The sequence below is a fragment of the Nocardia sp. NPDC051570 genome (assembly GCF_044454005.1).
GTDB lineage: Bacteria > Actinomycetota > Actinomycetes > Mycobacteriales > Mycobacteriaceae > Nocardia.
The window spans coordinates 52,754-72,352 of sequence record NZ_JBITDI010000012.1 but is presented as its reverse complement, the minus strand read 5'-3'; the positions used below and the strand labels follow the sequence as shown (position 1 = coordinate 72,352).

The window sequence follows — 19,599 nt, the reverse complement described above, 5'->3', positions numbered from 1 at the left end:
GGCAGTCATGCGGGTCCTGGTGATCAACTCCGGTTCGTCGTCGATCAAATATCAACTGCTGGATCCCATTTCGGGCACGGTGGCGGCCTCGGGGCAGGTGTCGCGGATCGGTGAGCCGGTCTCCGACGGTACGGCCACGGTCGAATATCACGGCGGCGGACGCACCCTCGAACACGACGGCCCGATCGCCGATCACGCGGCGGGGCTGCGCGTCGTGTTCGAGCTGTTCACGCGCGGCGGGCACGATCTGACCGGCGAGGGTCTGGCCGCGGTCGGGCATCGGGTGGTGCACGGCGGCGAGGTGTTCTATCGCCCGACCCTCATCACCGAGGAGGTGGTGAGCGCCATCGACGAGCTGTCTTCGCTTGCGCCGCTGCACAATCCGCCGAATGTGATCGGTATCCGCTCGCTGCGCGAGCTGCTACCCGACGTGCCGCAGGTGGCGGTGTTCGATACGGCGTTCTTCCACGGCCTGCCCGCTGCGGCCAAGACCTACGCCATCGATGCGAAACTGGCCGCGGAGCACGGCATTCGGCGCTATGGATTCCACGGGACCTCGCACGAATACGTCTCGGGCCGGGTCGCCGAGCTGCTGCGGCGCGACCCCGCCGGGCTGAATCAGATTGTGCTGCACCTGGGTAACGGGGCCTCGGCCTCGGCGATCCGCGGCGGCCGGGCGATCGATACCAGTATGGGGCTCACGCCGCTGGAGGGGCTGGTGATGGGGACCCGGTCCGGGGATCTGGATCCCGGGATCATCCCGCATCTGGCCCGCACCGCCGGTCTGGACATCGACGGGATCGATGAACTGCTGAACAGGAATTCCGGGATCAAGGGTCTGTCCGGGGTCAACGACTTCCGGGCGCTGTTCGATCTCATCGACTCCGGGGACGCGGCCGCGCGGCTGGCCTACGACGTCTACGTGCATCGGCTGCGCCGCTATATCGGCGCCTATCTGGTCGAACTCGGCCGGGTGGACGCGATCACCTTCACCGCGGGCGTCGGGGAGAACAACGCGCAGGTGCGTGCCGATGCGCTGGCCGGGCTCAGCCGCTTCGGCATCACCGTCGATCCGGTTCGCAATACCGCGAAAGACCGTGCGGCCCGGCATATTTCGCCGCCGGATGCGGAGGTGGCGGTGCTGGTGGTGCCCACCAACGAGGAGCTGGCCATCGCGCGGGCGGCGGCCCGGCTGGTCGCCTGAGCCGCCTCAGAACCAGGTCTTGGCTCGGATGGCGTTGGCCAGGTCGACCAGGGCGTAGCGGTGGGTGCGGCCGGGTGCCGAGCGGGCCAGCGTGCGCAGGGCGGACTCGGCGCCGTGGCGCAGATCGCGCTCGGTGAAGGGTTCGCCGAACAGCGTGGCATCGGGGAGTTTCGGGCGGCGGCCCGCCTGCAGCCAGGCCAGGGCCGCGCCGAGCACCAGCACGCGCATCTGTGGAGCGCGATGTTCACCGGGCGGCAGCGTCTGGACGCGAGCGGCGGCGATATGCAGTGTGGACTCCTCGAGATCGGCGACCGGCACCGCGGTGAGCAGCAGCAGGACGGCGGTCATCCGCGCCTCGGTGTGATGGCGGGAGGGGGCGGGCACCTCGTCCAGGGCGCGTACCGCCTCGGTGACGCGCCCGGCCGCGGCGAGCTGCCGGGCCAGGCCGAAGGCCGCGCTCACCACGCCGCGATCGGTGCGCCACACGGTGGCGTAGAACTTCTCGGCATAGGCTCGCCACTGCTCCGGATCGGGCGAATCCCAGTGCTGCAGCACCAGTTCGGCGGTCGCGGCCAGCGCCAGCTTGGGCGCGATCTCGCCGGGCAGCGCCCGCAGCACGCCGTCGAAATGGGCGAAGGCCTGTTCGAAATCCTGATCCAGCAGCGAGGCCAGTCCGAGATACCAGTCCACCCGCCAATCGCTTTCGTCGATACGCGCCAGCAGTTCGCGGGCGGCGGCGGGCTGATCCAGATCGAGGTAGATGCGGATCTCGGCGAAAGCGGCCTCCACGGCGAAGGTTTCGGGCACCCCGCCCGGCTCCGCCGAGGCGCGCCCACGGGCGATGCGCACCGCGTCGAGCGCGTGATCGGGTTCGGGATGCGCCGTTCCCGCCAGCAGCGCCGCCGACGGATCGGCCGCATCGATGAGCGGAACCGGAAGCGCCGCGGCCACATCGCGGGCGCTGAGGTTCTGGCTGCGGGCGTGGCCGTCGGCGTAGGCGTCGGTCTGCGCGACCAGCTCCTCGGTGCCGAAGCTGGTGCGGGTCGGGCTGAATGTCGTGGACAGCTGCGGATGTTCGGCCCCGGATTCGGTGGCCAGGATCTCGCGCAGCACCCCGGCCAGCTGGGTGGCCATCACGCGCGCGGACGGGAAGCGCTGATCGGGATCGGGATCGGTCGCGCGCAGCAGCAGCCGATGGAAGAACTCGTGCCGCTCTAGCACGGGTTCGGTTGCGGGGTCCGGGATTCCGTCGAGATAGCGGCCCTTGTCCATCGGCAGGTTCAGCGTCAGCACCGCCAGCGTGCGGCCCACCGAGTAGATATCCGAGGCGATCGTCGGCCCGGTGCGCGCGATCTCGGGGGCCTGAAAACCCCTGGTGCCGTAGAGATTTCCGTAGGATTCGAAGACGGTCACCGCGCCCAGATCGATCAGTTTCACCTGATCCTCTGTCACCATGACGTTATCGGGCTTGAGATCGTTGTAGGCCAGTTCCTGCCCGTGCAGATACTCCAGCGCCGGCAGCGCCTCGAAGATATAGGCGATGGCCTCGGGCACCGGCATCCGCTCGGGCCTGGTGTAGGTGTCGAGCATGCCGCGCAGGGATCGGCCGCCCACGTATTCCATGACGATGTAGCCGATCGGCATGCCCTCGGGGCTGGGATGTTCGACGAAGTTGTGGATCTTCACGATGCTCGGATGCGCGAGTTCGGCCAGGTACTGCCGCTCGGCCACCGCCACCGCCTGCGCCTCGGCGTCGCCGCCGTGCAGCAGGCCCTTCAACACCACCCAGCGGTCGCTGACATTGCGATCGATGGCCAGATAGATCCAGCCCAGCCCGCCGTGCGCGATGCAGCCCTGGATCTCGTACTGTCCGGCGACCATATCGCCCGGCTGCAGAAAGGGCCGGAAATCATAAGGGGCGCCGCAGATCTCGCAGGTGCCCACGGTCGTGGCCGGATGTGCCGCGGTGGCTCGGCCCACGGGTTTGCCGCAGCGCCAACAGTATCGGCGATTCTCCGCGACCGCCGGATCGTCCAGCACCGCCGAACGCGGATCCACCGGCGGCACAGCGGGAATCGGCACCAGTCCGGCCCCGAGCCGCCGGGTCGGTCGGGTGCGCGCCGTGCGCCCGCTGCGTCCCGACGGCTGGGTCGACAGCTGAGTCTGGGCGGCCTGCGTCGATTCGTCTCCGGCGGTCATGGGATCAATCCCGATAGGTGGGTCGGGGTGGGCCCGAGGAGGGCCCCAGGACCGACAGCAGCCAGTGCCGGTACATCGTGTCCCAGGTGCCGTCGGAGCGGATGCGTTCCAGTGTCCCGTTGACGAAGCGGACCATATCGTTGTTGCCCTTGGGGATGCCGACGCCGTACGGCTCGTCGCTGAGGTTGTCGCCGACCATCTCGGTATAGGGATCCTGTTTGGCCAGCCCGGCCAGCAGCGCGTCATCGGTGCTGATCGCGTCGACCTGCCGCTGCTGCAGCACCACCAGGCAGTCGGCCCAGGCCGGCACGGTCAGGATGGAGGCCGCGGGCTGTTTGCGGCGAATCAGAGTCAGCGAGGTGGTCCCGGCCGCCACGCACACTCGCTTGCCCGCGAGATCGGCCAGGCCGGTGATACCGGAGTTCTTCACCGCCAGAACCCGTTGGTGCGACATGAAATACGTGGTGGAGAAGTCGACGCGCTGGCGGCGGTCGCAGGTGATCGTCATGGTCTTCACCACCACGTCGACGGTGTGTTCCTGCAGTGCGCGTTCACGTTCGGCCGAGCTCAGCATCCGGTACTCCACCCGCTCCGGATCGCCGAACAGGTCGCGCGCGATCTCCTTGGCGACATCGACGTCGAAACCGGCCAGCGTGCCGCTGATCGGATCGCGGAAGCTGAACAGGTTGCTGCCCGGATCGAGACCGACCAGCAGGCGCCCGCGCGCCCGGATGGCATCGATCGTGGGGCCCTGGGTGATTCCGTCCGGGCGCAGTCCGGCCACGGCGTTGGCGCACTGTGGATCGGTCTCCGGCGGGAGCGGCGTATTCGTCTGTGCCGGAGTCGCCTTCGCCGGCAGCGGCGGCTCGGTGTAGCTGGCCGAATGACCCGCCCGGGGCGGGGGCGGCTCGCCCGTACAGGCCGCGGCCAGCAGTGCGGTCGCGGCCAGGACGACGGTCAGGGCTCGGCGCGCGCTCATCGGTACTCCCGCAGTCGTGGCCACAGGCCCGCCAGCACGAGCGCGGCGGCCAGCAGCGCGAGGATCAGTGCGCCCGGGGCCAGCACGTCGAGCGTGCGGGCGGCATCGGAGATATTGCCGCGCAAGGTGTTACGGGTCTTGCCGATACCGGTGCCCAGGGCGCTGTCGAGCGCGTCGACCGAGGCCGCGGCCTCGGCGGCGCCGGGACCGATGGCGACCGCGCTGGCGCCCAGGAAATCGCCGCGGCCCAGTGCGTCGTTCATGCGCTGATGCGCCTCGCGCCAGCGATCCAGTGCCGTCCGCGCGGTACCGACGTCATCGAAACCCGGTGCGTGCCTGGGGTATCGGGTGAGCAGCGCGGTCAGCTGCGCGATGGTGGCGTCATAGGTGTGGTCGTAGTCGCCGCTGGCGTCGCGGCGGACCAGCTTCAGGGTTTCGGCCGTGCGGGCCTGCTGGACCAGGATCCGGCTCTCGGTCAGATCGGCGGTCGGCACGCTGCCGTCGTCGCGGCCGTGCATGGTCGATACCGCCGACAGCGAGCCGGCGATCACGGTCCATCCGAGCAGCACCACCAGGATCGCCGAGGCCAGCAGCAGACCGGGATTGAACATCCGATGCCAGCGCCGGGCCAGATACAGCTGCGCGATCACCAGTCCGGCCAGGGCGACGATCGGCAGGATGATGGCCGCCCACGGCGGCCGCACGTGATGGCGCTGGGTGGCCACGATCGCGGTCGAACGCCGCTCCTGCAGTTCGCGGGCGGTCGGCAACATCCCGGTCTGCATCAGATTCGACGCCTCGCTGAGATAGGCCGCGCCCACCGGATGTCCCTCACGATTGTTGGCGCGGGCGGTCTCCACGATCCCGGTGTAGACGGGCAGCCCCGCGGCGATGCCGGTGCGCAGCCGGCCGTCCGGATCGGTCGTGCCGGTGCTGCTGGATTGGGTCACCAACTCGGCCGCAGCCTCACCGATCGCCTGGGCGTAGCGGTCGCGCACCGGTTTGGGCTCGAGCCCGCCGGAGATGAACGCGGTGCCTGCGGCGGCATCGGCCACCGACAGCGAGGTGTAGAGGCGCTGGGCCGAATTGGCATCCGGCTCGGCCTGATCCAGCAGATAGTCCAGGGCATGCTGACGGCTGCTGACCGCGGCGGCGGTCACCCCGCCCGCGATCACGCACAGGCCGAGTAGCAGCAATCCGACGGCAATCAGGCGGGCGGGCGAGGAACGCGCGAATGCGCGCAGGTCGGTGGCGTCGAGCTGCCGTCGCACGGCGGCGGCCGCGGCCCGTGGCGACAGTTCGTCCAGCCGGGGTTGCCCGGTCCGAGCCATATCCACCTCCAAACGATCATCGGCCTGCGCCGTGCGGACTGAGCTTATTGTGGTCGTACCGGCGCCACTTCGGGTGTCACCCGCGCGAAGACACCGCTTCCCGGGGGCACGGGCGGCGTCGGCGGCGCTGGTGTGAATGGGACGAGGGCGAGCATGCGTGGTGACGGAGACGGCTTTGTGAAGAATCCGGACGGGACGCGGAACTGGGGTCGGTTCGGTGCCGCCGGATTGTTGCTGCGGGCACCGCGAGCCGGGGGCGGCGCGGTGGTGCTGCTGCAGCACCGAGCGCCGTGGAGCCATCAGGGCGGCACCTGGGCGCTGCCCGGGGGCGCTCGCGACAGCCATGAGTCCACCGTCCACGCCGCGGTGCGCGAGACCGAGGAGGAGGCGGGGATCACCGGTGCGGCCGTGCGCGTGCGCGGCAGCCGGGTCACCGCGACCATGCCCAGCGGCTGGACCTATACGACGGTCGTCGCGGATGTCGCCGAGCCGTTGCCGACCACCCCGAACATCGAAAGCGCCGAATTGGCCTGGGTTCCCGAGGACGAGGTCGAGGACCGCCCCCTGCACCCCGGTTTCGCCGCGGCCTGGCCGTCCCTGCGCGCGCAGCCCGCACGAATCACCCTGGAGGACATGGTCGATCCCGCCGCGGTGGCCGCCGCCCTGCCACGCACGGTCGACCTCGGTGAGCACGGCTTCGTCTGGCTGCAAGCAACCGGCCGGGACGGTCGCACGGCACGAATCGCCGAGCCGGCCGAAGCGCCGGCCGACCCGGCCGACAACATCTTGCTGCTCACCCTCGACCAGGTGCTGTCCTGAGCCAGAGGCTGGATTATCCCGCCGCGCTCTCGAGCAGCCGCTGCTTCAGCGACCGCGCCGCCGCCTGCGGGTCACGGGCCTCGGTAATGGCTCGCACCACGACCACTCGGTCGGCCCCGGCCGCGAAAATCTCGTCCAGACGCTGTTCGTCGACGCCGCCGATGGCGAACCACGGCCTGGTCGGATGGGATTCGGCGGTCGAGCGGACCAGGTCGACCCCGGCGGCCGCGCGGCCGGGCTTGGTCGGGGTGGTCCAGACCGGGCCGGTGCAGAAGTAGTCGATATGGTCGTCGACGGCCGCGAGTCCGGCCTGGGCGCGGTTATGGGTGGAGCGGCCGATCACCACATCCGGGCCGACGATCGCGCGGGCGTACCCGGGCGGCAGATCGTTCTGACCCAGATGCAGCACATCAGCCCCGGCCGCCAGCGCGATATCGGCGCGATCGTTGACCGCGACCAGGGCGCCGTGCCGACGGGCCGCGGCCTTCAAGTCCGCGAGCGCGCCGAGTTCGGCCTCGGCCTTGAGCGGGCCGAATCGAGCCTCGCCCGGCGAACCCTTATCGCGCAGCTGGATGATGTCGACCCCGCCGGCGAGCGCCTCCTCGGCGAAGAAGGCCAGGTCGCCCTTGTCGCGCCGGGCGTCGGTGCACAGGTAGAGCCGTGCGGTGGCCAGGCGCTCGCGTGGCGCTACGGATCGGTTGGGGTGGGACGGTTGCACGCCCTCGACCGTAGCCGCGCTACCGTGGGTGGCGAAACAGGTGAGCATCCCCGCTGCGAAGGCGGCCGCGCGGGGAGGATCCCGGGTAACGGGACCGAGCGAGGTGGAAGGTAATGCGGACGCTGGCCGTCGTGGGTGGGGGCGTGATCGGATTGTCGGTGGCATGGCGTGCCGCCGAATCCGGCTGGGAGGTCACACTCTTCGACCCGGAGGTGGGTTCGGGAGCCTCGTGGGTGGCGGGCGGCATGCTCGCCCCGCTGTCGGAGGGGTGGCCCGGTGAGGACGACGCACTCGAATTCGGTGCCGCATCCTTGGCGCGCTGGCCGGAATTCGGCGCGCGGCTGTTCGCGGCGACCGGGATCTCCGTCTTCGTCGCCGAGCAGACCCTGACCGTCGCCCTCGACGCCGCCGATGCCGCCGATCTCCGCACGATCGCCGGATTCGTCGGCGCACACGGCCATGACCTGCGATTGCTGGATCGGGCGGAAGTGCGTGCGGCCGAACCGAATCTGGCCCGCACCGTCCGAGCCGCGCTGTTCTCGCCGACCGAATCGGCCGTGGACAACCGGCTGGTATTCGAGGCCCTGCGTCGGTGCTGTGCACAGTCCGGTGTCCGCATGCGCCCGGAAGTCGTCACCTCCCTCGACGACCTCGCCCACGATCGGATCGTGCTGGCCGCGGGCGCCGCCTCGGCCCGGCTGTGGTCGAGCCTGCCGGTGCGCCCGGTGAAGGGCGAGATCCTGCGCCTGCGCCACCGGCCGGGTGCTCCGCCGCCGCCGCGCCATGTGGTCCGCGCGCGTGCGCACGGCCGCCAGCTCTATCTGGTTCCGCGCGGTGACGGAATCGTCGTCGGCGCAACGCAATACGAGGCGGGCTTCGATACCACCGTCACCGTCGCGGGCGTGCGCGATCTGATCGCCGACGCGGAATCGATCCTGCCCGCCCTCGGCGAATACGAACTGGCCGAGGCGAGCGCGGGCTCACGGCCCGGCAGCCCGGACAATCTGCCGCTGATCGGCCGGCTCGACGATCGCGTGCTCGCCGCCACCGGCCACGGCCGCAACGGCATCCTCGGCGTACCGCTCACCGTCGACGCGGTCGCGGCGCTGCTCGACGGCGATGTGCTCGCCGACGCGAAAGCGGCCGACCCACAACGTTTTCTATCAGGAGGTAAGCGATGACGGCGATACCCGTCGGAGTCACCGTGAACGGTCAGGACCACGAGTTCGCCGACGCGCCGTCGGTGCGAGAGGTGTTGCAGCGCTTGGGCCTGCCCTGCCAGGGCGTGGCCGTGGCCGTGGACGGCGCGGTCTTCCCCAAATCGCGCTGGGACCAGCCGGTCGAACGAGGTTGGGAGATCGAGGTTTTGACGGCGGTGCAGGGTGGCTGACGGGATGGAGCCGCTGCAGATCGCCGATCGCACGTTCGATTCGCGGCTGATCATGGGCACCGGGGGCGCGGACAATCTGGCCGTGCTGGAGGAGGCGCTCGTCGCCTCGGGCACCGAACTCACCACGGTCGCCATGCGTCGCGTCGACGCGGCCGGGGGCACCGGCGTCCTGGATCTGCTGAAGCGACTCGATATCGCCCCGCTGCCCAATACCGCCGGCTGCCGCACGGCCGCCGAGGCCGTGCTCACCGCGCGCCTGGCCCGCGAGGCGCTCGGTACCGAGTGGGTGAAGCTGGAGGTCGTCGCCGACGAGCGCACCCTACTGCCCGATGCCATCGAATTGGTCAGTGCCGCGGAGCAATTGGTCGACGACGGCTTCACCGTCCTGCCCTACACCACCGACGATCCGGTGCTGGCCAAGCGGCTCGAGGATGCCGGCTGCGCGGCCGTCATGCCGCTCGGCTCGCCCATCGGCACCGGCCTGGGCATCGGTAATCCGCACAACATCGAGATGATCGTCGCCGCCGCGCACGTTCCGGTCATCCTCGACGCGGGCATCGGCACCGCCAGCGACGCCGCCCTGGCCATGGAACTCGGCTGTGCCGCAGTCCTGCTCGCCACGGCCGTCACCCGCGCCCGTCGCCCCGCGGTCATGGCCGCCGCGATGGCCGCCGCGGTCGAGTCGGGCTATCTCGCCCGTCAGGCCGGGCGCATCCCCAGGCGGTTCTGGGCGCAGGCCTCCTCGCCGGATCGGTAAGGGGAGTGGATATCCGGTCAACCTCGGGCAACCGGGTCCGCGCCCGCGCCGTCCGGCGAGCGTCCCCTGCTCAGGAGACGTCGGGGGATCGGCTCGGGGTTCATGTACTCCTCGAGGATGAGGCGAAACGCGACCTCTGAGCGATAGTGCGCGGGCCGATCTTCGGGAAGACTGAGCGCCATGATCGAAGTACGCGGCCTGACCAAACGGTTCGGCGCAACCGTCGCGGTCGACGACCTGTCGTTCGCGGTCAAGCCCGGTCAGGTGACCGGATTCCTCGGACCCAACGGCGCCGGCAAGTCGACCACGATGCGCATGATCCTCGGATTGGATCAGCCCAGCTCGGGCGAGGCGTTGATCGGTGGCGTGTCCTATCGGCAGCTCGACCATCCGCTGCGGGTGGTCGGCGCGCTGCTGGATGCCAAATGGGTGCATCCCAACCGCTCGGCCCGCGCCCATCTGCGCTGGCTCGCGGCCTCCAACGATCTGCCCGCCTCGCGCGTCGACGAGGTGCTGCGGCTGGTCGGCCTGAGCGAGGTCGCCGACAAGAAGGCGGGCGGCTTCTCACTCGGCATGTCGCAGCGTCTCGGCCTGGCCGGTGCGTTGCTCGGCGATCCGCCGGTGCTGCTGTTCGACGAGCCGGTCAACGGCCTGGATCCGGAGGGCATCCTGTGGATCCGCCGGTTCATGCAGCGACTGGCCACCGAGGGACGGACGGTGCTCGTCTCGAGCCATCTGCTCTCGGAAATGGCCCAGACCGCCGATCATCTGGTCGTCATCGGCCGCGGCAAGCTGATCGCCGACACCAGCACCAAGGACTTCATCGAGCGCGCCTCGGAGGCGTCCGTGCGCGTACGCAGCCCGCAGCTGGATCAGCTGCGCAGCCTGCTCACCTCCAACGGGATGACCGTGCGCGAGGATGAGGGGCCGGCATTGGTCGTGGTCGGCGAGACCAGCGACGCGGTCGGCAAGCTGGCGGGCGCGAACACCATCACGCTGTACGAGCTTGCGCCGCAACGGGCCTCGCTCGAGGAGGCGTTCATGCGGATGACCGGCGGTTCGGTGCAGTATCACGGTGAAGGATTCGAACAGGTGATGGGAGGTGCGCTCTGATGAGCGTGTTGGCGGCAGAGCGCATCAAGCTCACCTCGACCAGGTCCCCGCTGTGGTGCACCGCGATGACCGCGGTATTCGCCCTCGGCATCGCGACGTTGTTCGGCCTGCTGATCAACGTCAGCGTCAACGAGTACAACAAGCAGCTCGCCAGCGGCCACCAGATGACAGCGCCGTATCCGGACAACGGAATCGCGGCCCTGGGAATCACCGGTGCCTCCCAAGGCATTCCGGGCTTCGGCTACATCATGATCATGATCCTGGCCGCGCTCGCGATCACCAGCGAGTACCGGTTCGGGACCATCAAGGCCACCTTCATGGCGGTGCCCAACCGCACCACGGTGCTGCTCACCAAGGCGGGCATGATCGCCGTATCGGCCGCGGTGTTGTCGGCGGTGCTGACCTTCCTGAGCTTCTTCATCTTGAAGGCCATCGTGTCCACCCAGGGCGGGCAGAAGTTGAGCCTGACCGACGGCGATCTGCATATCTTCTATGCCGTGCCGATCTTCGTGGCGCTGGTGGTATTCCTGGCGGTCGGCGTCGGGGCACTGATCCGGCAATCGGCCGGCGCACTGACGCTGCTGATCATCTGGCCGGTGCTGATCGAACCCATCGTCGGGGCCTTCGGCAAGGTCGGCCGCAATATCCAGGTGCTGCTGCCCTTCCAGAACGCGGGCCGGTTCCTCGGCACCGCGAGCGGTGAAGACACGCTGCCCTGGCACTGGGGTCCGTGGGGTGGTTTGCTGTACTTCCTGGTCTTCGTCGCGATCGTGTTCGGTGCCGCGGTCTTCGTGGTGAACAAGCGCGACGCCTGAATCCAACCTGCCCGAGCTCGGGGCGACTTCCCTCGCCGCCCCGGGAATGGGAAAGCGACCCTGTCGGGGGGTCGCTGCACCCGGGTCACGTCGGTCACTGCCCGTCCGGCGTGGCAGCACCGGCCCGATGCGAAATCTCGCATCGGGCCGGTGTCGTCTCTGCCGGGGAAACGTTGAGTTAATTACAGGGAACGCCCCTTCCATATGGAAACTTCCGGTGGCAGCATCGACAGCAGCAAACAACGCGCTATCTATCGGCGGACCCAGAGACGTGTTCGCTCCGCTCGATGGAAGAGGTGGCTCGTGACGATCATCGGTAACCCCCGCGCCGAAGAGGTGCTGAGCTACGCTCGGGACGTGAGTGAAAGACCCACCGGGGACGGCGAACACGCGCGTCGCGCGGCCGGTGCGGATGGTTCCCCGTCCGATGCCGGCCGGCGTGACGGCGAGCGCGTCGAACCGGAGCCTGAGCTCGTAATCCCGCTGACCCCGGTCGATGAGGTCATTCCCGATCGGCGCACCGGCGTCCGGCTGCGTCCGGGACAGCTGTCCGCGCTGATGTCCGGGACCAATTCGCGCCCGGACCTCATCGGCGCGATCCGCAAGGCGCGTCAGAATCTGCCCGGCGATCCGGCCTTCGGCGATCCGCTGTCGCTGTCGGGCCCGGGCGGACCGCGGGCCGTGGCCCGCGCGGCCGATAAGCTGGTCGGCGATTCGCCCAGCGCCGCCAAGGAGATCGGCCTGGGTGCGCTGCAGGTCTGGCAGGCCATGCTCGAACGGGTCGGCCGCGGTAAGGGCGCCCAGCAGATGACCGTGATGTTCACCGATCTGGTGGCCTTCTCCAGCTGGTCGCTGTCGGCCGGTGACGAGGCGACCCTGGAACTGTTGCGCCGGGTGGCCAAGGCCATCGAGCCCCCGATCGTCGAGCGCGGCGGTCAGGTGGTCAAGCGCATGGGTGACGGTGTGATGGCCGTATTCCCCTCACCCGACCGCGCGGTCATCGCGGCGGTGGCCGCCAAGGAGAATCTGACCGGCGTCGAGGTACAGGGCTATCGCCCGCAGATGCGCCTGGGCCTGCATACCGGCAGTCCGCGCGAACTCGGCGGCGACTGGCTCGGCGTCGATGTGACGATCGCGGCCCGCGTCATGGAGGCGGGCGGCAACGGCAACATGATGCTCTCCGAGCCCACCCTGCAGGCGCTGCGGCCGGAGACGTTGGGGGAGTTGGGCATTGCGGCCCGCCCGTACCGCCGCAGCTTCTTCGCCGCCCCGCTCAGCGGCGTTCCCGAGGATCTACGGATCTACCGCCTCGACGGCGAGTAGAGCCGCCTTTGTCTCCCACCCGGTCCGTCCAGCGGGCCGGGCGGGATGGGTTACTTCCACCAGGCGACGGCGCCCACGACCGCGAGCACCGCGGCCACACCCAGCGCCACGGCGACGACGCGGTTGTTCTTCCAGGTGCTGTAGGCGCCGCCGATGAGGAATCCGGCCAGGGCCAACAGGAAGACGACGATCACGGAATGCGACACGGCCCCATCATGCCCTCCGGGCGTTCCGGCGGGTCGTCCGGCCTCGCAGGGCCCTGTTGAGCTGCGAAGACGCAGATTAACAAGCACGCAGGCTTGCTTTTTTCTGGACCCGATGTGACCCTGTAACCGACGCGGCGAGGGTGCCGCGCGGACGTTCAGGAGGGGTCGCTCATGGCCAGTCTGGCGGCCGATCCCGAGGTCATCCGGATCGGCAACTGCTCCGGCTTCTACGGCGATCGGGCGAGCGCGATGCGGGAGATGCTTTCCGACGGGCAGCTCGACGTGCTCACCGGGGATTACCTCGCGGAGCTCACCATGTTGATCCTCGGCCGGGATCGGATGAAGGATCCGAATCTCGGCTATGCCAAGACCTTCGTGCGCCAGCTGGAGCAATGCCTGGGCCTGGCCCTGGAGCGGGGCGTGCGCATCGTCGCCAATGCGGGTGGGCTCAATCCGGCGGGGCTGGCCCAGCGTCTGCGCGAGGTCGCCGAGACGCTCGGTCTCCCGGTGCGGATTGCCCACGTCGAGGGCGACGATCTGCTGTCCCGGGCCGCCGAACTGGGTCTGGGATCCCCGCTCACCGCCAATGCGTATCTGGGCGCGTGGGGCATCGCGGAATGTCTCGCCGCCGGGGCCGATGTGGTGGTGACCGGCCGGGTCACCGACGCCTCGCTGGTGGTCGGCCCGGCCGCCGCCCATTTCGGCTGGGGCCGAGGCGATTTCGATGCGCTGGCCGGGGCTGTGGTCGCCGGTCATATCATCGAATGCGGCACCCAGGCCACCGGCGGCAACTTCGCGTTCTTCACCGAGATCGAGAATCCGGACCGTCCGGGATTTCCGATCGCCGAGGTGCGCCGCGACGGCAGCAGCGTCATCACCAAACATGCGAGCACCGGCGGCACGGTCACCGTGGATACGGTCGCGGCGCAGCTGATGTACGAGATCCAGGGCGCGCGCTATGCGGGCCCGGACGTCACGACCCGGCTGGACAGCATCCGACTCACCCTGCAGGGGCCGGATCGCGTTCTCGTCAGCGGTGTTTCGGGCGAGGCCCCGCCGCCGTCGCTCAAGGTCTCACTGAACACCCTGGGCGGATTCCGCAACGAGATGGCCTTCGTACTCACCGGCCTGGATATCGACGCCAAGGCCCAACTGACGCAACGGCAATTGGAGCACTGGCTACCCGTGCGCCCGGCCGAACTGGACTGGACGCTCTCGCGCCTGGATCGCCCCGATGCCGAGACCGAGGAGCAGGCCAGCGCGGTGCTGCGCTGCGTGGTGCGCGATCCCGATCCGAACAAGGTCGGGCGCGTCTTCTCCAATGTGGTGGTCGAACTCGCCCTGGCGAGCTATCCGGGCTTCACGCTCACCTCGCCGCCCGGAAACGGTTCGCCCTACGGCGTTTTCACGCCCGGTTACGTCGATGCCGCCGCGGTCACCCAGACGGCCGTCCTGCCCGACGGATCCCGCATCGATCTCGAATCCGCTTCGCGGACGCGGGAACTGGCCGAGGTAGCCGAGCCGGAACTGCCGCATGCGCTGCCGCATACCGAAACTCGCCGCGTCCCGCTGGGCACGATCGCGCTGGCCCGCAGCGGCGATAAGGGCGGCAACGCCAATATCGGCGTCTGGGTGCGTACCGACGAGCAGTGGCGCTGGCTGGCGCATGCGCTGACCGTCGACGAATTGCGCCTACTGCTACCGGAAACCGCGAAACTGACCATCACCCGGCACGTCCTGCCGAATCTGCGGGCGCTCAACTTCATCGTCGAGGGTCTGCTCGGACAGGGCGTCGCCTATCAGGCCCGATTCGATCCACAGGCCAAGGGGCTCGGCGAATGGCTGCGCTCCCGGCATATCGATATCCCCGTGGAGCTGCTATGACGTATGTGAACCCCTGGGAGACGCCCGAGCGGCGCGAATTGCGCGCCACCGTGCGCGGTTTCGCCGACCGCGAGGTGCTCCCGCATCTGGACGACTGGGAGCGCGGCGGCGAGATCCCGCGCGAGCTGCACAAGAAAGCGGGGGCGCTGGGCCTGCTGGGGATCCAATTCCCCGAAGCCGTCGGTGGTTCCGGCGGCGACGGCATCGATGCGGCCGTCGTCTGCGAGGAGATGCATTACGCGGGCTGTTCGGGTGGGCTGTTCGCCTCGCTGTTCACCTGTGGGATCGCGGTGCCGCATATCATTGCCGCCGGCAATGCTGACCATATCGAGCGCTGGGTGCGGCCGACGCTGGCGGGCGAGAAGATCGGCTCGCTGGCCATCACCGAGCCCGGCGGTGGCTCGGATGTCGGCCATCTGCGCACCAGCGCGGTCCGTGACGGCGACGACTACGTCGTCAACGGCGCCAAGACCTTCATCACCTCGGGTGTGCGCGCCGATTACGTCGTGACGGCGGTGCGCACGGGAGGCCAGGGCGCGGCCGGTGTTTCGCTGCTGGTGGTGGAGAAGGGCACGCCGGGATTCACGGTCAGCCGCAAGCTGGAGAAGATGGGCTGGCTGGCCTCGGACACCGCCGAACTCTCCTATGTCGATGTGCGCGTACCGATCTCGAATCTGGTGGGTCCGGAGAACTCCGGATTCGCCCAGATCGCACAGGCATTCGTGAGCGAACGCGTCGGCCTGGCCGCACAGGCGTACGGACATGCGCAGCGCTGCCTGGACCTGACGCTGCGCTGGTGCCGGGACCGCGAGACCTTCGGCCGCCCGCTGATCAGCCGCCAGGCCGTGCAGAACACCCTGTCGGAGATGGCGCGGCGCATTGATGTGGCCCGGGTGTACACCCATCATGTCGTCGAGCGCGCCTCGCACGGCGAGACCGATCTCATCGCCGAGGTGTGCTTCGCCAAGAACACCGCGGTCGAGACCGCGGAATGGGTGGCGCACCAGGCGGTTCAGCTGTTCGGCGGCCTCGGCTACATGCGCGAGTCGGAGGTCGAGCGGCACTACCGGGATGTGCGCATCCTCGGCATAGGCGGCGGCACCAACGAGATCCTGACCAGCCTCGCGGCCAAGCGATTGGGGTTCCAGTCTTGAGCATCCTGCGCACCTCCGTGGATCCGGCCTCGGCGGACTATCGGGCCGCCGCCGACGCCATGACCGCCAAACTCGCCGAGGTCGAGGCCGAATACGCCAAGAACATCGCGGGCGGCGGCCCGGACAAGATGGCCCGGCATCGCAAGCGCGGCAAGCTGACCGCGCGCGAACGCATCGAACTGCTCATCGACGAGGATTCGCCGTTCCTGGAACTGGCCCCACTGGCCGCCTGGGGCAGCGAATTCCATGTGGGCGCGAGCGTGATCGCGGGCATCGGCATCGTCGAGGGCGTCGAATGCATGATCGTCGCGCCGGATCCGACGGTCCGCGGCGGCACGTCCAACCCGTGGACGTTGCGGAAGAACCTGCGCATGAACGATATCGCGCGGGAGAACCGGCTGCCGGTCATCGGCCTGGTGGAGTCGGGCGGTGCGGATCTGCCGACGCAGAAGGAGGTCTTCGTGCCCGGCGGTCGCATGTTCCGGGATCTGACCAGGCTCTCGGCGGCCGGAATACCCACCATCGCACTGGTTTTCGGAAACTCGACCGCGGGCGGCGCGTACATCCCCGGCATGTCCGACTACACCGTCATGATCAAGGAACGCTCCAAGGTGTTCCTCGGCGGCCCACCGCTGGTGAAGATGGCCACCGGCGAGGAGTCCGACGACGAATCCCTGGGCGGGGCCGAAATGCATTCTCGCATCTCGGGTCTGGCCGACTACCTGGCCGTGGACGAGCCCGACGCCATTCGGCTGGGTCGCTCGATCGTCAGGCGCCTGAACTGGACGAAGCGGGGGCCGGCACCGCGCCCGCCGACCGAGGTGATCGAGCCGCGCTACGACCAGGAGGAGCTGCTCGGCATCGTCCCGACCGATCTGAAGATCCCGTTCGATCCGCGCGAGGTGATCGCCCGGGTGGTGGACGGCTCCGATTTCGACGAGTTCAAGCCGCTGTACGGCTCGAGCCTGGTCACGGGATGGGCCGAGTTGCACGGCTATCCGGTCGGCATCCTCGCCAATGCCCGTGGCGTGCTGTTCTCCGAGGAGGCGCAGAAAGCGGCGCAATTCATCCAGCTGGCCAACCAGTCGAATACGCCACTGCTGTTCCTGCACAACACGACGGGCTACATGGTCGGCAAGGAGTACGAGCAGAAGGGCATCATCAAACACGGCGCGATGATGATCAACGCGGTCTCCAATTCGACGGTGCCGCATATCTCGGTGCTCATGGGCGCCTCCTATGGTGCCGGGCATTACGGCATGTGCGGGCGCGCCTACGATCCGCGCTTCGTCTTCGCCTGGCCCAGTGCGAAATCCGCGGTGATGGGCGGCGCGCAGCTGGCCGGGGTGATCTCGATCGTGGGCCGGGCGGCCGCGGAGGCCAAGGGGCAACCGTTCGACGAACAGGCCGACGCCGGGATGCGCGCCATGATCGAGGCGCAGATCGAGGCGGAGTCCTTACCGATGTTCATGTCGGGCCGCCTCTACGACGACGGTGTGATCGACCCTCGCGATACCCGTACGGTATTGGGAATGGCGTTGTCGGCCATCCACAATGCCCCGATCAAGGGCGCCGAGGGCTTCGGCGTCTTCCGGATGTGAGGGCGCCATGACGACCATTTCGACGGTGCTGGTCGCCAATCGCGGCGAGATCGCCCGGCGCGTCTTCGCCACCTGTCGGCGGATGGGGCTGGGCACGGTCGCGGTGTATTCCGACGCCGATGCCGAATCGCCGCATGTCGGCGAGGCCGATGCGGCCATTCGGCTACCGGGCAATACACCCGGCGAGACGTATCTGCGCGGCGATCTGCTCATCGAGGCCGCACTGGCCGCCGGAGCCGACGCGATCCATCCGGGCTACGGATTCCTCTCCGAGAACGCCGATTTCGCGCGCGCGGTGCTCGCGGCCGGACTGGTGTGGATCGGCCCGCCGGTCACCGCGATCGAGCAGATGGGTTCCAAGGTCGAATCCAAGAAGATGATGGACGCGGCCGGGGTGCCGGTGCTGGCGGAGCTGAATCCCGCCGAGGTCACCGCGGCCATGCTGCCGGTGCTGATCAAGGCGTCGGCCGGTGGCGGCGGCCGCGGTATGCGGGTGGTGCGCGCACTCGACGAGCTGCCCGCGCAGCTGGCAGCCGCACGGCGCGAGGCGGAATCGGCCTTCGGCGATCCGACGGTGTTCTGCGAACGCTATCTCGAGACCGGCCGCCACATCGAGGTGCAGGTGATGGCCGATACCCACGGCACGGTGTGGGCGGTCGGCGAGCGCGAATGTTCGATTCAGCGGCGGCATCAGAAGGTTGTGGAAGAGGCCCCCTCGCCGCTGGTGGAGAAGATCGACGGCATGCGCGGGTCAGGCCCGGAGGAGGCACCGGAGCGTAACCACGCAGGGCCCCCGCGCATGCCCGATGGGCGCGGCATGCGGGATCGGCTGTTCGAGGCCGCGCGGCTGGCGGCCGAGGCCATCGGATACGAGGGTGCGGGCACCGTCGAATTCCTCGCCGATGACAAGGGCGAATTCTTCTTCCTCGAGATGAATACGCGCCTGCAGGTGGAGCATCCGGTCACCGAGAACACCACCGGCCTGGATCTGGTTCGGCTGCAACTGCAGATCGCACAGGGTCGGCCACTGCCCGCGAATCAGCCCGCGCCGCACGGACATTCGATCGAAGTGCGGCTCTACGCCGAGGATCCCGCGCACGACTGGCAGCCGCAGAGCGGCACCGTGCACCGGATCGACATCGGCTCCGGCACAGCCGAATTCGCGGTCCTCGAACGGCCGGGTGTCCGGCTGGACTCCGGAGTGGTGAACGGCTCGATCGTGGGCGTCCACTACGACCCGATGCTGGCCAAGGTCATCTCCTACGGCGACACCCGCGACGAGGCCGCCCGGCTGCTGGCGACGGCGTTGCGGCGGGCCCGGATTCACGGCCTGGTGACCAATCGGGATCTGCTGGTGCGGGTGCTCGAACATCCTGCATTCCTGGCGGGCGATACCGATACCGCCTTCTTCGACCGGCACGGCCTGGATACCCTCGCCGCGCCGCTGGCCTCCGAATCCGATGAGCGGCTGTCGATCGTGGCCGCCGCACTGGCCGATGCCGCGCACAACCGGTCGCGGGCGCGAGTGGGCCGCGGACTGCCCACCGGCTGGCGCAATCTGCCCTCGCAGCCGCAGACGAAGACCTATGAGAGCCGCAGCACCGGCAGACATGAGATCCGCTATTCGATCACCCGCGCCGGACTCGCCGAAGACTCCGCGCCCGGACTCGAATTGGTCGAGGCCACACCGGTTTCGGTGACCCTGCTGGTGCCCGGCGAGCGTGGCGCGGTGCGCCGCCGCTTCGATATCGCCCGCTACGGGGATCCCGGAAAAGCGCCGGGAACCGAATGGATTCACATCGACTCACCGCTCGGCCCCGTCACGGTGCGCCGCCTGCCGCGCTTCGAGGATCCGTCCGAACAGATCGCCGAGGGCTCGCTGCTCGCGCCCATGCCGGGCGCGGTCATCCGCCTCGGGGCCGAGGTGGGCGCCCGGGTCGCCAAGGGTCAGCCGATCCTGTGGCTCGAGGCGATGAAGATGGAGCACACCATCGCCGCCCCCGCGGACGGCGTGCTCACCGAGCTGAATGTGACCGCGGGACAACAGGTCGACGTCGGTGCGGTACTGGCCGTCGTACAAGCCGACGAGAACACCCAGGAGTGAGG

The 19,599-nt window shown here is 69.0% G+C and carries 17 protein-coding genes; 12 read left to right on the top strand and 5 right to left on the bottom strand.

The window, feature by feature from the left end:
- Positions 1-7 precede the first annotated feature (7 nt).
- Positions 8-1,204 carry an acetate kinase gene (locus ACIA76_RS28140; RefSeq protein WP_397155817.1) on the top strand — a complete coding sequence of 399 codons (1,197 nt, stop codon included), beginning with the start codon at positions 8-10 and terminating at the stop codon, positions 1,202-1,204.
- A gap of 6 nt (positions 1,205-1,210) precedes the next feature.
- On the opposite strand, the gene ACIA76_RS28135 is transcribed toward ACIA76_RS28140, so the two are convergent.
- The 3 genes from ACIA76_RS28135 to ACIA76_RS28125 are packed head-to-tail and all read right to left on the bottom strand — an operon-like array spanning position 1,211 to position 5,713.
- Positions 1,211-3,403, bottom strand: a complete 2,193-nt coding sequence (locus ACIA76_RS28135) for a tetratricopeptide repeat protein (RefSeq protein WP_397155815.1) — start codon at positions 3,401-3,403, stop codon at positions 1,211-1,213.
- A gap of 4 nt (positions 3,404-3,407) precedes the next feature.
- Entirely contained in the window at positions 3,408-4,382 is a 975-nt protein-coding gene (locus tag ACIA76_RS28130) for a transporter substrate-binding domain-containing protein (RefSeq protein ID WP_397155813.1), read from the bottom strand.
- Positions 4,379-5,713 (bottom strand): hypothetical protein, encoded by a 1,335-nt coding sequence (locus ACIA76_RS28125; protein WP_397155811.1) that lies wholly within the window; start codon positions 5,711-5,713, stop codon positions 4,379-4,381. The genes ACIA76_RS28130 and ACIA76_RS28125 overlap by 4 nt, the downstream gene beginning before the upstream one ends.
- Positions 5,714-5,866: 153 nt before the next feature.
- Here ACIA76_RS28125 and ACIA76_RS28120 point away from each other — a divergent pair, with 153 nt between their 5' ends.
- On the top strand, positions 5,867-6,532 hold the full coding sequence (locus tag ACIA76_RS28120) for an NUDIX hydrolase (RefSeq protein WP_397155809.1): 666 nt from the start codon (positions 5,867-5,869) through the stop codon (positions 6,530-6,532).
- Positions 6,533-6,545: 13 nt separating this feature from the next.
- Here ACIA76_RS28120 and thiE read toward each other — a convergent pair whose 3' ends face one another.
- Positions 6,546-7,250 carry a thiamine phosphate synthase gene (gene thiE / locus ACIA76_RS28115; protein ID WP_397155807.1) on the bottom strand — a complete coding sequence of 235 codons (705 nt, stop codon included), beginning with the start codon at positions 7,248-7,250 and terminating at the stop codon, positions 6,546-6,548.
- 113 nt (positions 7,251-7,363) lie between these two features.
- Between thiE and thiO the strand changes: the two genes are divergently transcribed.
- The 6 genes from thiO (at position 7,364) to ACIA76_RS28085 (ending at position 12,648) form a co-directional block, all read left to right on the top strand.
- On the top strand, positions 7,364-8,431 hold the full coding sequence (thiO, locus tag ACIA76_RS28110; RefSeq protein ID WP_397155805.1) for a glycine oxidase ThiO: 1,068 nt from the start codon (positions 7,364-7,366) through the stop codon (positions 8,429-8,431).
- Positions 8,428-8,640, top strand: a complete 213-nt coding sequence (gene thiS, locus ACIA76_RS28105) for a sulfur carrier protein ThiS (RefSeq protein WP_397155803.1) — start codon at positions 8,428-8,430, stop codon at positions 8,638-8,640. The genes thiO and thiS overlap by 4 nt, the downstream gene beginning before the upstream one ends.
- 4 nt (positions 8,641-8,644) lie before the next feature.
- On the top strand, positions 8,645-9,397 hold the full coding sequence (locus ACIA76_RS28100) for a thiazole synthase (RefSeq protein ID WP_397155802.1): 753 nt from the start codon (positions 8,645-8,647) through the stop codon (positions 9,395-9,397).
- Between the two features lie 180 nt (positions 9,398-9,577).
- Entirely contained in the window at positions 9,578-10,510 is a 933-nt protein-coding gene (locus ACIA76_RS28095; protein ID WP_397155800.1) for an ABC transporter ATP-binding protein, read from the top strand.
- Positions 10,510-11,325, top strand: a complete 816-nt coding sequence (locus ACIA76_RS28090) for an ABC transporter permease (protein WP_397155798.1) — start codon at positions 10,510-10,512, stop codon at positions 11,323-11,325. The genes ACIA76_RS28095 and ACIA76_RS28090 overlap by 1 nt, the downstream gene beginning before the upstream one ends.
- A 558-nt stretch (positions 11,326-11,883) precedes the next feature.
- On the top strand, positions 11,884-12,648 hold the full coding sequence (locus tag ACIA76_RS28085) for an adenylate/guanylate cyclase domain-containing protein (RefSeq protein ID WP_397156151.1): 765 nt from the start codon (positions 11,884-11,886) through the stop codon (positions 12,646-12,648).
- 50 nt (positions 12,649-12,698) lie between these two features.
- On the opposite strand, the gene ACIA76_RS28080 is transcribed toward ACIA76_RS28085, so the two are convergent.
- Positions 12,699-12,854 carry a hypothetical protein gene (locus ACIA76_RS28080; protein WP_397155796.1) on the bottom strand — a complete coding sequence of 52 codons (156 nt, stop codon included), beginning with the start codon at positions 12,852-12,854 and terminating at the stop codon, positions 12,699-12,701.
- Between the two features lie 171 nt (positions 12,855-13,025).
- Here ACIA76_RS28080 and ACIA76_RS28075 point away from each other — a divergent pair, with 171 nt between their 5' ends.
- The 4 genes from ACIA76_RS28075 to ACIA76_RS28060 are packed head-to-tail and all read left to right on the top strand — an operon-like array spanning position 13,026 to position 19,597.
- Positions 13,026-14,738, top strand: a complete 1,713-nt coding sequence (locus ACIA76_RS28075; RefSeq protein WP_397155794.1) for an acyclic terpene utilization AtuA family protein — start codon at positions 13,026-13,028, stop codon at positions 14,736-14,738.
- Between the two features lie 5 nt (positions 14,739-14,743).
- A complete protein-coding gene (locus tag ACIA76_RS28070; RefSeq protein ID WP_397156149.1) occupies positions 14,744-15,892 on the top strand; it encodes an acyl-CoA dehydrogenase family protein in 1,149 nt (382 codons plus the stop codon).
- The gene (locus tag ACIA76_RS28065; RefSeq protein ID WP_397155792.1) at positions 15,889-17,493 is read left to right on the top strand and encodes an acyl-CoA carboxylase subunit beta; all 1,605 of its coding nucleotides are present in this window, start codon (positions 15,889-15,891) and stop codon (positions 17,491-17,493) included. The genes ACIA76_RS28070 and ACIA76_RS28065 overlap by 4 nt, the downstream gene beginning before the upstream one ends.
- Positions 17,494-17,500: 7 nt before the next feature.
- Complete coding sequence (locus tag ACIA76_RS28060; RefSeq protein WP_397155790.1) at positions 17,501-19,597, top strand: biotin carboxylase N-terminal domain-containing protein; 2,097 nt, start codon at positions 17,501-17,503, stop codon at positions 19,595-19,597.
- Positions 19,598-19,599: the final 2 nt, after the last annotated feature.